The organism is Kitasatospora sp. NPDC056800 (assembly GCF_042789775.1).
Classification (GTDB): Bacteria; Actinomycetota; Actinomycetes; order Streptomycetales; family Streptomycetaceae; genus Kitasatospora.
On the sequence record NZ_JBHUAL010000245.1, the window covers coordinates 1 to 13473 of the forward strand.

13 protein-coding genes are annotated in these 13473 nt (G+C 73.1%); 11 read left to right on the top strand and 2 right to left on the bottom strand.

Annotated features, from left to right (window positions below; genetic code table 11):
* Window positions 1-48 precede the first annotated feature (48 nt).
* Window positions 49-306: a ferredoxin gene (locus tag ACFRQN_RS35935; protein ID WP_074005728.1), complete on the bottom strand. Its 258-nt coding sequence runs from the start codon at window positions 304-306 to the stop codon at window positions 49-51.
* Entirely contained in the window at window positions 303-1517 is a 1215-nt protein-coding gene (locus ACFRQN_RS35940) for a cytochrome P450 (RefSeq protein WP_049652220.1), read from the bottom strand. Before ACFRQN_RS35940 ends, ACFRQN_RS35935 begins: the two co-directional genes overlap by 4 nt.
* A 654-nt stretch (window positions 1518-2171) precedes the next feature.
* Between ACFRQN_RS35940 and ACFRQN_RS35945 the strand changes: the two genes are divergently transcribed.
* The 11 genes from ACFRQN_RS35945 (at window position 2172) to ACFRQN_RS35995 (ending at window position 13253) form a co-directional block, all read left to right on the top strand.
* Window positions 2172-3257, top strand: coding sequence for an S-(hydroxymethyl)mycothiol dehydrogenase (locus tag ACFRQN_RS35945; RefSeq protein WP_049652219.1), 1086 nt, complete (start codon window positions 2172-2174; stop codon window positions 3255-3257).
* The gene (locus tag ACFRQN_RS35950) at window positions 3254-3883 is read left to right on the top strand and encodes an MBL fold metallo-hydrolase (RefSeq protein WP_117492917.1); all 630 of its coding nucleotides are present in this window, start codon (window positions 3254-3256) and stop codon (window positions 3881-3883) included. The genes ACFRQN_RS35945 and ACFRQN_RS35950 overlap by 4 nt, the downstream gene beginning before the upstream one ends.
* 61 nt (window positions 3884-3944) lie before the next feature.
* Complete coding sequence (locus ACFRQN_RS35955) at window positions 3945-4346, top strand: pyridoxamine 5'-phosphate oxidase family protein (RefSeq protein WP_049652217.1); 402 nt, start codon at window positions 3945-3947, stop codon at window positions 4344-4346.
* Window positions 4347-5173: 827 nt separating this feature from the next.
* Complete coding sequence (locus tag ACFRQN_RS35960) at window positions 5174-6205, top strand: TauD/TfdA family dioxygenase (protein WP_049652216.1); 1032 nt, start codon at window positions 5174-5176, stop codon at window positions 6203-6205.
* Window positions 6202-8010 (top strand): amino acid adenylation domain-containing protein, encoded by a 1809-nt coding sequence (locus ACFRQN_RS35965; RefSeq protein ID WP_380744722.1) that lies wholly within the window; start codon window positions 6202-6204, stop codon window positions 8008-8010. Before ACFRQN_RS35960 ends, ACFRQN_RS35965 begins: the two co-directional genes overlap by 4 nt.
* On the top strand, window positions 8007-8777 hold the full coding sequence (locus tag ACFRQN_RS35970; RefSeq protein WP_117492919.1) for a thioesterase II family protein: 771 nt from the start codon (window positions 8007-8009) through the stop codon (window positions 8775-8777). Before ACFRQN_RS35965 ends, ACFRQN_RS35970 begins: the two co-directional genes overlap by 4 nt.
* A complete protein-coding gene (locus ACFRQN_RS35975; RefSeq protein WP_380744725.1) occupies window positions 8774-9274 on the top strand; it encodes a cobalamin B12-binding domain-containing protein in 501 nt (166 codons plus the stop codon). The genes ACFRQN_RS35970 and ACFRQN_RS35975 overlap by 4 nt, the downstream gene beginning before the upstream one ends.
* On the top strand, window positions 9271-10566 hold the full coding sequence (locus ACFRQN_RS35980) for a methylaspartate mutase (RefSeq protein WP_074005721.1): 1296 nt from the start codon (window positions 9271-9273) through the stop codon (window positions 10564-10566). The genes ACFRQN_RS35975 and ACFRQN_RS35980 overlap by 4 nt, the downstream gene beginning before the upstream one ends.
* Before the next feature lie 62 nt (window positions 10567-10628).
* A complete protein-coding gene (locus tag ACFRQN_RS35985) occupies window positions 10629-11630 on the top strand; it encodes an asparagine synthetase A (protein WP_074005720.1) in 1002 nt (333 codons plus the stop codon).
* Window positions 11627-12955: a glutamate synthase-related protein gene (locus tag ACFRQN_RS35990; RefSeq protein WP_380744727.1), complete on the top strand. Its 1329-nt coding sequence runs from the start codon at window positions 11627-11629 to the stop codon at window positions 12953-12955. Before ACFRQN_RS35985 ends, ACFRQN_RS35990 begins: the two co-directional genes overlap by 4 nt.
* A 97-nt stretch (window positions 12956-13052) precedes the next feature.
* On the top strand, window positions 13053-13253 hold the full coding sequence (locus ACFRQN_RS35995) for an MbtH family protein (protein WP_049652209.1): 201 nt from the start codon (window positions 13053-13055) through the stop codon (window positions 13251-13253).
* Window positions 13254-13473 lie beyond the last annotated feature (220 nt).

The following is a 13473-nucleotide window of genomic DNA, read 5'->3' on the forward strand; positions in this document are numbered from 1 at the left end:
GGCGGCGCCCGCCGCGAACGACCGCGGTCGGGCGCCACCGGCGCCGGGTCACTCCGCCGGGGCGATCCGGTAGCCGCCGCGCGCCGAGTGGAGGCTGAGCGCCTCGACCGGGCAGTAGTCCACGGCCTCGCTCAGCCCGTCCGTCAACTCCGCGCCGCCGTCCGCGTATCCGGCCAGCGGCGCGGCCAGTCCGTCGGCGCCGAGGGCCAGCGAGTCGGGGGCGCTGAGGGCGCACATCCCGGAGCCGATGCAGCGGTCCCGGTCGACCCGGACGAGCACCGGATCGGTGTCCGCGCGGCCCGTCACCAGACCACCCGCAGGGAGTTCGGGCTGCGGGTGAGCAGGCCGCGCCGCCAGTCGATCCGCTCGACCGGGTCGGCCAGCCGCAGCGCGGGCAGCCGGCGGGCCAGCCGGTGCAGGGCGAGTTCCAGCTCCATCCGGGCCAGCCAGGCGCCCAGGCAGTGGTGCGGGCCGGCGCCGAAGGTGAGGGTGGGAGCGGCCAGCGGGGAGAACAGCTCGGTGCGCAGGTCCCCGGTGAAGATCTCCGGGTCGTGGTTGGCGGCGGCCGCGTCGGCGGCGACCACGCTGCCGGCCGGGATGACCACACCGCCGATCTCGACGTCCTCGACGGTGCGGCGCATCAGCCCGGGCAGGTGCTCCTGGGGGTCGCCGAGCGGGACGGCGCGCAGCAGCTGCTCGGTCGCGGCGACGGCGCTGGCCTCGTCGGAGGCGAGCCGCTGCCAGGCCTCGCGGTCGTCCTGGAGCAGGTAGACCAGGGCGTTGCCGAGGCTGGTCATGGTGGTCTCGTGGCCGGCCACGACCAGGCCGATGACCAGCGCGACCAGCTGGCCCTCGGTGATCGAGCCGTCCTCGGCGGCGGCCGCGAGCAGGCCGCTGACCAGGTCCTCGCCGGGGGCGGCCCGGCGCTGGGCGATCACCTCGGAGCCGAAGGCGGCGAACTCGGTCATCGCGGTGGCGATCGCCTCGGCGCTGTAGGCGGTGGCGGAGAGCGCGTGGTCGCTCCAGTGCGCGAGCCGCTTGCTGTCCAGGTTGTCCAGGTTCATCAGCCGGCTGATCACCGCGACCGGCAGCGGGCGGGAGTAGCCCGCGATGATGTCGGCGGGGGAGCCGTGGTCGATCAGCTCGTCGATCAGCGACTCGACGGCCGAGGCCACCCACGGCCGCCAGCGCTCGATCGCGCGCGGGGTGAAGGCCCGCTGCACGGTGCGGCGCAGCCGCTGGTGCTCGGTGCCGTCGATGTTCAGCATGCTCTGGGGATCGTCCAGGATGTTGGGCGTGACCGTGACCGGCGGGGCGTCCGGCGCGTAGAGCGGGGCGCGGCCCAGCCGCGGGTCGGTCAGCACCTGGCGCACGTCGGCGTGCCGGCTGACCAGCCAGACCGGCGTGCCGGTGGGCAGCGCGGCGAGGCGGGGCGGGCCGGGTTCGAGCCGGCGCATGCAGTGCAGCGGGGGGAGCGGGGCGGTGCCGGCGCTGGTCGCACTGTTCTCGGTGGACATCCGTACTCCAGACTCCAGGACGGTGGGCCGCAGGGCGCGACCCGACGGGGGGTGAATCCGGGGATGGTGCGGGGGACGGGTGATGCGGCCGGCTGGCGGCTCGACACGGGCCGGGGTTCGGTCGGGCTCCTACGGGGGGAATTGCGGGGGTCTGGCGCGAAATGTGCGGGGGCGCACGGTCGGTGCGCATCCGGCGCGGCCGGCGCAGGGTCACGCGCCGACGGGTGGGGCGGGTGTGCTGAGCGTGGTCGCTTGGACCGTCTCAGCTACGACCGTACGTGGCTGGCGGGGCGCCCGTCTGCGGCACTTCCAGCCAACGCCGGTGCTTTCCGGGCACTTCGAGGCGCACGGACGGGCGCTCAGTGCCACCTGTGCGCCCCCACCGCCACGGCCGCGCCGGACTGTCGCCGGGCCCCCGGCGGATACCCGGCCGGCACGTGCCACCGGAGAGGTCGTGAGCCGCTTCCACACTGACGGACAGGCCGTCGGCGGGTGGGGCGGGCCCCTAGCACACCGTGCCGCGGAGGATCGCCCCGGGCGCTCCGCCGGTGGGCGGCCGGGTGGGCGATACGCTTCGTGGGCAGTTCGTCTTGCAGTCGTTTGTCGCAGGTCAGACCGGTGCAGAGCCGCACCGGCAGACGGAGGTGGAATCGGATGCCCCAGCAGGTCAAGGCAGTCATCGCGCGCGCCAAGGGCGCGCCCGTGGAGGTGGCCACGATCGTGGTGCCGGACCCTGGCCCGGGTGAGGCGGTGGTCCGGATCCAGGCGTGCGGCGTCTGCCACACCGACCTCCACTACCGGGAGGGCGGCATCAACGACGAGTTCCCGTTCCTGCTCGGCCACGAGGCCGCGGGCATCGTGGAGTCGGTCGGCGAGGGCGTCACCGAGGTCGAGCCCGGTGACTTCGTGGTCCTCAACTGGCGCGCGGTGTGCGGCCAGTGTCGCGCGTGCAAGCGGGGCCGCCCGCAGTACTGCTTCAACACCCACAACGCCAAGCAGCGGATGACGCTGCTGGACGGCACCGAGCTGTCCCCGGCGCTGGGCATCGGCGCGTTCGCCGAGAAGACCCTGGTCGCGGCCGGCCAGTGCACCAAGGTGGACCCGGCGGCCGAGCCGGCTGTCGCGGGCCTGCTGGGCTGCGGCGTGATGGCGGGCCTCGGCGCCGCGATCAACACCGGCAACGTCGGCCGGGGCGACTCGGTCGCGGTCATCGGCTGCGGCGGCGTCGGCGGCGCGGCCGTGATGGGCTCCCGGCTGGCGGGCGCGGCGAAGATCATCGCCGTCGACATCGACGACCGCAAGCTGGAGACCGCCCGCAAGCTGGGCGCCACCCACACCGTCAACTCCCGCACCACCGACCCGGTCGAGGCGATCCGCGAGCTGACCGGCGGCAACGGCGCGGACGTGGTGGTCGAGGCGGTCGGCCGCCCGGAGACGTACAAGCAGGCCTTCTACGCCCGCGACCTGGCCGGCACCGTCGTCCTGGTCGGTGTGCCGACCCCGGAGATGACGCTGGAGCTGCCGCTGCTCGACGTCTTCGGCCGCGGCGGCGCGCTGAAGTCCTCCTGGTACGGCGACTGCCTGCCCTCGCGGGACTTCCCGATGCTCGTCGACCTCTACCTCCAGGGCCGCCTGGACCTCGGCGCCTTCGTCACCGAGACCATCGGGCTGGACGCCGTGGAGCAGGCCTTCGAGCGCATGCACCAGGGCGACGTCCTCCGCTCGGTGGTGATCCTGTGACCGCGCGGATCGACCGGCTGGTGACCGCCGGGACCTTCGAACTCGACGGCGGCAGCTGGGAGGTGGAGAACAACGTCTGGATCGTCGGGAACGACGAGGAGGCGGTGGTGATCGACGCCGCGCACGACGCCGAGGCCATCGAGGCCGCGCTCGGCGGGCGCCGGCTGCTGGCGATCGTCTCCACCCACGCGCACAACGACCACATCGACGCGGCCCCGGCCCTCGCCGACCGCACCGGTGCGCCGATCCTGCTGCACCCGGACGACCTGCCGCTGTGGAAGCTCACCCACCCCGAGCGGCTGCCGGACGGCGAACTGGCCGACGGCCAGCGGATCGAGGTGGCGGGCACCGAGCTGACGGTGCTGCACACCCCGGGTCACGCGCCGGGCGCGGTCTGCCTGTACGCGCCCGCGCTGGGCACCGTCTTCACCGGCGACACCCTGTTCCAGGGCGGCCCCGGTGCCACCGGCCGGTCGTTCTCGCACTTCCCGACGATCGTCGACTCGATCCGCGAGCGGCTGCTGACGCTCCCGGCCGAGACCGTGGTGCGCACCGGCCACGGCGACCCGACCACCATCGGCGCCGAGGCCCCGGCCCTGCCGGAGTGGATCGCGCGCGGGCACTGACGCCGCTGCCCGCACGGCCCCCGGGGAACGACCGTTCCCCGGGGGCCGTACGATCGCGGGCATGGCCCACGACCCGCGCGACCTCGACGAATCCTTCCTCGCCTTCTGGCGGGAACGGCACATCTCCACGCTGACCACCACCCGCCCGGACGGCACGCCGCACGTGGTGCCGGTCGGTGTGACGTACCAGCCGGAGACGGGGACCGCCCGGGTGATCACCAGCCGCACCAGCCGCAAGGCCCGCAACGTCGCCGAGGCCGGGCCCGAGGGCCTGCGCGTCGCGGTCTGCCAGGTCGCAGGGGCCCGCTGGTCGACCCTGGAGGGCGTGGCGGTCGTCCGGGAGGAGCCCGAGCAGGTCGCCGAGGCGGAGCGCCGGTACGCCGAGCGCTACCGCGAGCCGCGGGTCAACCCGGACCGGGTGGTCATCGAGATCGCCGTCGACCGCGTCCTCGGGCGGGCCTGAGCGCGCCGGCCGGGAGGGACGGGCCCGGGTCGGCCGCTGCTCCGGAGGACGGGCCCGAGCGCGCCTGCTCCGGAGGGCGGGCCTGAGCGTGCCCGCTCCGGAGGGCGGCCCGGGCGCCGCTGTTCCGGAAGCGGAACTCCGGCTTCTGGTACCGGTGTTGCCGCCGTTGCCGGACGGGCGACGGCGGCGTCCCGTCGTCCTCAGCACGGGAAGTGCCCCATACGGTAAGGGAATCGTCACTGTCGGTGACGTGAATGTGACATTAAAGATTCCGAACTTGCCTCTGCTACTTCTTCCACGGCGGCGCATTGGTGTGATCTGATTGGCGGTGCACGGTCAATGCGAGGCGATGGGGGAGTACTGCACCCGCCTCGGCAGCTCGGGGGAACGACACCGGGTGCGCGATTCCGCCGCACCTGAATGTGAGCACTCGGGAGGGGGGAATGGATCGGTGTGCGGGTGTGCCGGACGGCAGCCCGACGTTCTCCGGTCGGAGCTACGGTACCGGTAGTCCGCACGTGCGGCCAGGGGTGGCCTGACGGTCCCGGGTAGCGGCTCGTCGACGCCTTTTCGGGCGTTGCGGAGCCGGCCTCTTGGGCTGCCCATTCACTGCCGCCGGTGGCGGAAACAGCGACACCCCGCCGAACCGTCCTGATGTCGGCCCTTGAACCGGGCCGCGCGAATTCCCTGGCGACCCGGCACGACGACCCCCCCGCGGGTCGATGACCGTGTTCTCGGGTCAGAGGTTCTGATCACGATTCAACTTGCCCCGGGGCGACCACGGAACCACGCCGTGGCGCTCCGTCATGAGGAAGGTGCATCGAGTCATGTCTTCTGCAAGCACCGCGCCACAAGAACTGGAATGGACCCTCGAGGAGGGCAAGCCGGCGACCCTGGTCGTCCCTCGATTCGAAGGCGCCGAAGCGGCCTGCGCGTGGCTGAACGCGCTCCTGCCCGACCTCCGTACCGCGCTTCAAAGGTACGGCGCGCTGTACCTGCGCGGCCTCCCGGTCGCCTCCGTCGAGGACTTCGCGCTCGTCCGGGACGTCCTCATCCCGCAGCGGACGCCCTACCGGGAGAAGGCGACGCCGCGCAGCAGCTTCGGCAACGACGTCTACTCGTCCACCGACCTGCCGCCGGCCCAGTCGATCCGGATGCACAACGAGAACAGCTACACCCTGACTTTCCCCGGGCTCCTGATGTTCGCCTGCCTCATCGCCCCCGAGGAAGGCGGGGCGACGCCGGTGGCGGATTGCCGGGAGGTCCTGCGGCACCTGCCCGCCCCCCTGGTCGAGCGCATTCGCTCCCACGGCTGGACCCTGCACCGGAGCTACTCCGAACACATCTCCGTGAGCTGGGAAAAGGCATTCGCGACCGAGCGCCGCGAGGACGTCGAGCAGTACTGCGCGGAGAACCTGATCTCCTGCCGCTGGGACGGCGAGGGAAATCTGAAAACGGTGCAGCGGCGGCCCGGTATCGTCCGGCACCCGGCCACCGATGAGGAGGTCTGGTTCAACCACATGGCCTTCTGGAATTCCTGGTCATTGGACGAGGAACTCCGCGAGACGCTCCTGGACGAATTCGGTGCGGACGGCCTGCCGTTCGAAACCGGCGTGGCCGACGGGAAGCCCCTGACCCGGGACGAGCTCGAGCTCATCAACACCGCCTACGCCGAGGCCACGGTGCGTCAGGCCTGGCAGCCGGGCGACGTCATGCTCGTCGACAACGTGCTCACGGCGCACGGCCGCGACCCGTTCCGGGGCGACCGGAAGATCGTCGTCGCGATGGGCAACCCCGTCGAGCTCGACGACTGCCGGCCCACCGTGGCGGCCTCGGCGGAGACCGGCGGTGCCGCGTGAGCATCACCGAGGAGCCCCTGGCCCCGGCGGCCAGGACCGCACCCGTCGACCCGATGGTCCGCTTCCGGCGGGCGGTCGAATCGACCCCGGACCGGATGGCCGTACGCGGGACCGACCGCACCCTGACCTTCGCCGAACTCGACCAGGACGTACGGCAGTTGGCCGGGCGGCTGGCCGAGCGCGGGCTCGGCCGCGGCGCCCGGGTGGGCGTCAGCATGCACCGCGGCGCGGACCTCGTCGTCGCCCTGCTCGCCGTGTGGCGGATCGGCGCCGCCTACGTGCCGCTGGACCCGGCCTACCCGCAGGAGCGCCTCACCCACATGGTGACGAGCGCCGGCCTGCGGACCGTCCTGGCGGAGCCCGGCAACGGTCCCGCCTGGCCCGCCGGAGTCGACGTCCTCACCCTCGCGGACGCCCTCGCCGCGCCGGCCGCGGACGCGCCGGCGGTACAGGCCGCCCCGGCCGACCCGGCGTACGTGATCTTCACCTCCGGCTCGACCGGGACGCCCAAGGGCGTCGAGGCCACCCGGGGCGGCGTGGCCGCGCTCGCCGCGGACCTCGAGGACGCCGGCTTCTACGCCGACCGGCCGCGCGTGGTGGCCTGGAACGCGAGCATCTCCTTCGACGCCTCCGTCCAGCAGTGGGCCCGGATCTGCCGGGGCGACAGCATCGTGGTGATCGGCGAGAACGAGCGCACCGACCCGGCCGTGCTGCGCGCCCTGCTCGACGAGCACGCCGTCGACGACCTGGACCTGACGCCCTCGCACTGGGAGGTGCTGCGCGAGGCCCTCCTCGCCCCCACCGCCGACGGCCGCGTGCTGCGGCTGTTCATGGGCGGCGAGCCGGTGCCGGCCGAGGTCTGGCGGGAGCTGGGCGAGGCCCGCGCCGCCGGGACGGTCGAGGCGATCAACCTGTACGGCCCCACCGAGTGCACGGTGGACGCCACCGCGGGCTGGATCACCGGCGAGGGCCCGCACATCGGCCTCCCGCTGCCCGGGTTCACCGCCCACGTGCTCGACGAGCACCTGCGCGCCGCGCCCGTCGGCGAGCCGGGCGAGCTCTACCTGGCCGGGCCCTCCGTGACCACCGGCTACGTCGGCCGGCCCGCGCTGACCGCGCAGCGGTTCGTCGCCGACCCGACCGGAACCGGCCGCCGGATGTACCGCACCGGCGACCGGGTGCGGCTGCGCCCGGACGGCGCCATCGACTACCTCGGCCGGGTCGACCGGCAGATCAAGATCCGCGGCTACCGGGTGGAACTGGGCGAGATCGAGGCCGCGCTCGCCGCGCACCCGGGGGTCAGGACCGCCGCCGTCGTCCTGCACGGCACCGCGACCGCCGGCGACCAGCTGGTCGGGTACGTCGTCCCGGAGGGCGGGAGCGCCCCGCACACCCGGGAGCTCCAGGAGCACCTGGGCGGCCTGCTGCCGTCGTTCATGGTCCCGTCGGCCTTCGTCACGCTGGAGGCCATGCCGCTGAGCGTGAACGGCAAGGTGGACCACCGGGCCCTGCCCGCCGTGGACGAGGCCCTGTGGGCCGACGGCGGACAGGAGGCCGGGGACGAGCCGCAGGGCGAGTTCGAGACCCTGATCGCCGGCGTGTGGTCCGAGGTGCTCGGCCGGCCGCGGATCAGTCCCACCGACAACTTCTTCTCGCTGGGCGGCCACTCGCTCATCGCGCTGCGCGTCATCGGCCGGCTGAAGAAGCAGTTCGGCATCACCGTGTCCACGAAGGAGGTCTACCAGCACCCCGAACTGCGCGGGCTGGCGGCCTTCGTGGAGTCCCGTCGGACGGAGGGCAAGTGAACACCGCACAGGACACCACCGTCATCAGCATCCGGCGCCCGGAGGGAGCCGCGCTGACGCTGATCTGCCTGGGCTTCTGCGGCGGCGGGACGGCCTCCTACCACCTGTGGGGCGACGCCGTCCCGGCCGACATCGCCCTGTCGGCGATCTGCTACCCGGGCCGGGAGGGCAGGTTCCTGGAGGACTTCGCCACCGACTGGGAGGAGCTGGCCCAGGACGCCACCGCGGCCGTGCTCTCCGCCGTCGACGGCCCGTACGTGCTCTTCGGGCACAGCATGGGCGGCTGGATGGCCTTCGACGTCGCCGCGCGGATCGAGAGCGCCGGCGGGCCGCTGCCGCTGAACCTGGTCGTCTCCTCGGCCAACGCGCCCGCCCGCGGGCTGACGCCCCGCGACATGTTCCCGTCCCAGCAGGACGACGACGACGGCCTGCTGCTCTGGATGAAGACCCACGGCCTGATGCCGGCGCACGTCCTGGAGGACCCCGAACTCCAGGAGATGGCCGTCGAGTTGATGCGCGCCGACATCCGGGTCCGGGACACCTTCCGGTACACCGAGGGCGCCACCGTCAGCATGCCGGTGCAGATGCTCTCGGGCGCCGACGACGACGTGATCGAGGCCAACGCGGGCGAGCAGTGGCGCGCGCTGGCCCTGGGCGAGTACCGCCACGACGTCCTTCCCGGCGGGCACTTCTACACCCCGGAGGTCTGGAAGACGCTGCCCTCCAGGATCGCCGCCCTCGACCCGAGCGAGAGGAGCCGGCGGTGAGCACCGACGCCACCCTCGACGTGATCGTCAGCGGCACCGAGTCGGACTCCCACACCTGGAACCTCGTCTTCCTCCAGCTCCAACTGGAGGACTGGGGACACCGGGTGCGCAACCTCGGCCCGTGCCTGCCGGGCGCGGAACTGGCGGCGGAGTGCCGGCGCGAGGCCCCCGACCTCATCGTGCTCAGCAGCGTCAACGGCCACGGCGAGAGCGACGGGCTGTCCGCCGTCGCGGAGCTGCGCGCCGTCCCGGAGCTCGCCGACACGCCGATCGTCATCGGCGGGAAGCTCGGCACCGGCCGGCAGCTGCGGGCCGGGGCGGGCGGCGGGGGCGGCGAGTCCATGACGCGCCGGCTGCTGGACGCCGGGTTCTCCGCGGTCTTCCACGAGTCGGCCGGACTGCCGGAGTTCGAGCGGTACGTCTCCGCCCTCGGCGCCGTGAAGGCGGGGCGGACCGGCCGCGTCCTGGAGGAGCTCCGCGCCGCCCCCACGCCATGAACGACGCGCCGGCCAACGCGTTCGCCGACTTCGTCCGACGGTCGCACGCCCGGGGCAACCTGGTGGTGCAGCCGCGGATGGGCTTCGGCGACCCGCTGGCCATGCGGGAGGGGCTGGTCGCCGTCAAGGCGGCCAACGCCACCACGGTCGGCACGATCACCCTCGACAGCTACACCCGGCTCGGCAAGCTCGCCGACGCCCGGCGGGCCGTCGACGGCGGCGGCGACCTCAACGGGTACCCGATCAGGACCCACCCCCCGGCGACCAACCGGGGGGTGCTGGAGGGCGTGCGCGAGCGCGACTTCCCGGTCCAGGTGCGGCACGGCTCGGCCAGCCCCTACGGCATCATCGCAGCCTCGCTGGAAGCGGGGCTCGACACCACCGAAGGCGGCCCGGTCTCCTACTGCCTGCCGTACGGCCGCCTGCCGCTGCGCGAGGCGGTGCGGAACTGGGAACGGTCCTGCGAGCTGATGGTCCGGGCCCGCGACGGCGAGGTCGAACCGCACGTCGAGACCTTCGGCGGCTGCATGCTCGGCCAGCTCTGCCCGCCCAGCCTGCTGGTGGCGATCAGCGTCCTGGAAGGCGTGTTCTTCCGCCAGCACGGACTGCGCAGCATCTCGCTGAGCTACGCGCAGCAGACCAACGCCGAGCAGGACCGGGAGGCGGTGCTGGCCCTGCGCCGGCTCGCCGACGCGCTGCTGCCGGACGTCGACCGCCACATCGTGATCTACAACTACATGGGGGTCTACCCCGGTACCCGCTCCGGTGCCCTGCTGCTGCTGGAGCAGGCCGCCGAGCTGGCGGTCCGCACCGGGGCGGAGCGGCTCATCGTCAAGACGGCGGCCGAGGCGCACCGCATCCCCACCGTCCGGGAGAACGTCGAGGCCCTGGAGATCGCGGCGCTGGCCGCACAGAACGCGGGCGGATCGGCGCCGGCCGACACCGGGGCGGGCAGCGAGGTCCTGGACGAGGCGACCGCGCTCGTGGACACCGTCCTCGGCCTGAACACGGACGTGGGCGCCGCCCTGGTGGAGGCGTTCGCCCGGGGACTGCTGGACGTCCCGTACTGCCTGCACCCGGACAACGCCGGGCGGGCCAGGAGCTACATCGAGTCCGACGGGCGGCTGCGCTGGTCGCACACCGGCGCCCTGCCCGTCCGGCCGTCCGGGCGATCCGCCGGCGACCGCTCGATGAGCGCCTCGGACCTGCTCCGGGCCCTGTCCCACGTGGCGCGGTCGTTCGACGAGCGCGCCGCCACCACGCTGGACCGGCTCCCCGGGATCCCCGGCTGAACCCCCTGCCACAACCGCAGAACCAGAGACCGCAGGACCAGAGAACCGAAGGAAGAGACCCCTTGACCAGCGAGTTCGAGTCTGCACGGCCCGGTGCACTGCCGGACCACCTCAAGAACCCCGTGACCCGGTCCGTGCTGCGGATCCAGAACCAGATCGTCCAGGCGGGCCGCGAACTACTCCTCGGCGAGGGGTTCGTGGAGCTGCTGCCGCCGATCATCGGACCGGTGACGGACCCGGGCGGCCGGGGCGCCAAGCAGGTGGACGTCGACTTCTACGGCCACCGCTACAAGCTGATGACCAGCGCGATCCTCTACAAGCAGGCGTCGCTGCTCGCCTTCGACAAGGTGTTCTACGTCGCGCCGAACGTCCGGCTCGAACCCCTGGAGACCGCGAACATCGGCCGCCACCTGGCGGAGTTCCACCAGTTCGACGTGGAGATCGCCGGCGCCACCCAGCAGGACGCGATGGGGGTGGCGCAGTCCATCGTGACCGCGGCGGTCGAGCGCGTGGTGCGGACGCTGGGCGACGACCTGGACGCCCTGGGCCGCGACGCGGACGCCTTCACCCCGCTGCTCACCCGCGACACCCCCTTCGAGCGGATCAGCCACGGCGAGGCGATGGCCGAGCTGGCGCGGCTGGGCCACGAGCAGAACCACGACGCCGAGATCGACTGGCAGGGCGAGGGCCTGCTCTCGCACAAGTCCGACGCGCCGTTCTTCATCGTCGACTACCCCAAGGGCTCACGCGGCTTCTACGACCGCGAGGACCCGCAGCGCCCGGAGGTCCTGCGCAACTTCGACCTCATCGCCCCCGAGGGCTTCGGCGAACTGATCAGCGGCAGCGAGCGGGAGTTCGACTACGCGCGGATCATCGCCCGGATGCGGGAGAGCGGCGAGAACCCGGCCAAGTACGAGTGGTACCTGAAGATGGTCCGCGAGGGCATCCCGGGCAGCGCCGGCTTCGGGATCGGCATCGAGCGGCTCACCCGCTACGTCGCCGGGCTGGACGCGGTCTGGCAGGCCACCCCGTTCCCGAAGGTCCCCGGGGTGGTCTCGCCGTGAGTGGGGTGCTGAGCGCCCCGGGGTTCCCGGAGGCCGCGATCCGGTCCCGGGCCAGGGAGGGCGCCGCCCGCGCGTTCCCCTCGACGGACGGCTACGGCCTGACGCTGTTCGGCGCCGGCGGCACGGGCGGCGAGCCGCGGACGGCGGCGCCCCGCGGCGGGGACGCGCTGGACGCGATGCGCCTGGTCCCGCCGGTCTTCGTGCCCCAGCGGCTGGAGAAGCTCACCGACCTGGCCCGCGAACCGCTCTACGGCGACGTCGAACTCGCCACCGACATCGGCGGGTTCCGCTCGTCGCTGCCGGTGTACGTGTCGGCCTTCGGCTCCACCCAGGTCGCCTCCTCCGGACTGGGCCTGGCGGCCAGCCGCCAGGCCGGACGCCTGGGCATCCCGCTGGTCATCGGTGAGAACGTGGTGCCGACCAACGGCTTCGCCGGCGCCTCCGGCAGCGGTTCCGCCGACGCCTCCGCCGACACCGGCGACAGCATGCTCGCCCGGCTGCGCGCCTACGAGCAGGAACTCCCGGACGACATGGGCGGGTTGGCGTTCCAGCAGAGCACCGAGGACGCGGACGCCGAGGTGTGGAACCAGATCTACAGCGCCCCGGCCGCGAAGGCGCTGCTGGAGTCCGGCCGCCTGGCCTTCGAACTCAAGGTGGGGCAGGGCGCCAAGCCCGGGCTCGGCGGGATGACGGTGCTGAAGCGCTCGGTGGCGGCGCAGCTGGCGGATCGGTACAGCACCGACGAGAGCGTCTTCGCCGACGGGCAGGGCGAGGACGACCGGGTACTGCGGTCCAGCAGCCCGGGCACGTTCACGGCGGAGATCCTGCGCCAGCAGATCCGGTTCATGCGCAACAACTATCCGCGCGCGCGGATCTGGGTGAAGCTCCCGCCCGGGCGCGACATCCACGAGGCGGCGGTCGTGGCCTGGGCGAGCGGCGCGGACTCGGTGACCGTGGACGGCGCCGAGGGCGGCAGCGGCTGGGCGCCCAGCAGCTTCCTCGACCAGGTGGGCCTGCCGCTGGGCGAGTGCCTGCGCCGGCTGGGGCCGCCGTCCAGGTCGAACTGCCTGCTGGCCTCGGGTCGGATGTGGGAGGGCGCCCGGGCCGCGAAGGCCCTGGCGCTCGGCGCCCGCGCCGTCGGGCTGGGCCGGGCGGCCCTGCTCGCGGCGGACGAGGACCCGCAGGACGGCATCGCCCGGCTGGTCACCTGTCTCGCCTTCGAACTGCGGCTGCTGATCAGCGCGTTGGGCAAGTACACGCCCACCGCCCTGGACCCGGAGGACGTCTGGCTCCCGGAAACGGCCGGGCCGTACCTCCACCCGTAGGACACGGGGCGCCGCCCCTTCGCTTGCGTGAACGTCCGATCCGTCCATCCCGCACGTCCTGTGCATCCCGTACCTCCCGTACAGAAGGAGAACCGCTGTGACGAACCCGTTCGAGGACGCCGAGGGCCGCTACCTGGTCCTGGTCAACGACCAGAACCAGCACTCCCTGTGGCCGAACGTGCTCGCGGTCCCGGCCGGCTGGACCACGGCCTTCGGCGAGAACGACCGCCAGGCCTGCCTGGAGTACATCGAGCAGCACTGGACCGACCTGGCGCCGCGCCCGACGACGGTCGGCTGACCCGCGGTCCCGGACCCCTTTTCCTCCATTCCGTTCGCACACCCGCGTGCGGCCCCGGCCAGGTGACGAGGCACCTGGCCGGGGCGGCCGGTCACGCGCATCGATCACCGCCGGATAGGCACCAGAGGGAGATTCCCAATGATGTTGTCAAGCCAGGGCGGTGACGCCTCGTGACTGCCTTACTGCGCTGGGGCGGCGTTCTTGGGCGCAACTGCATCGA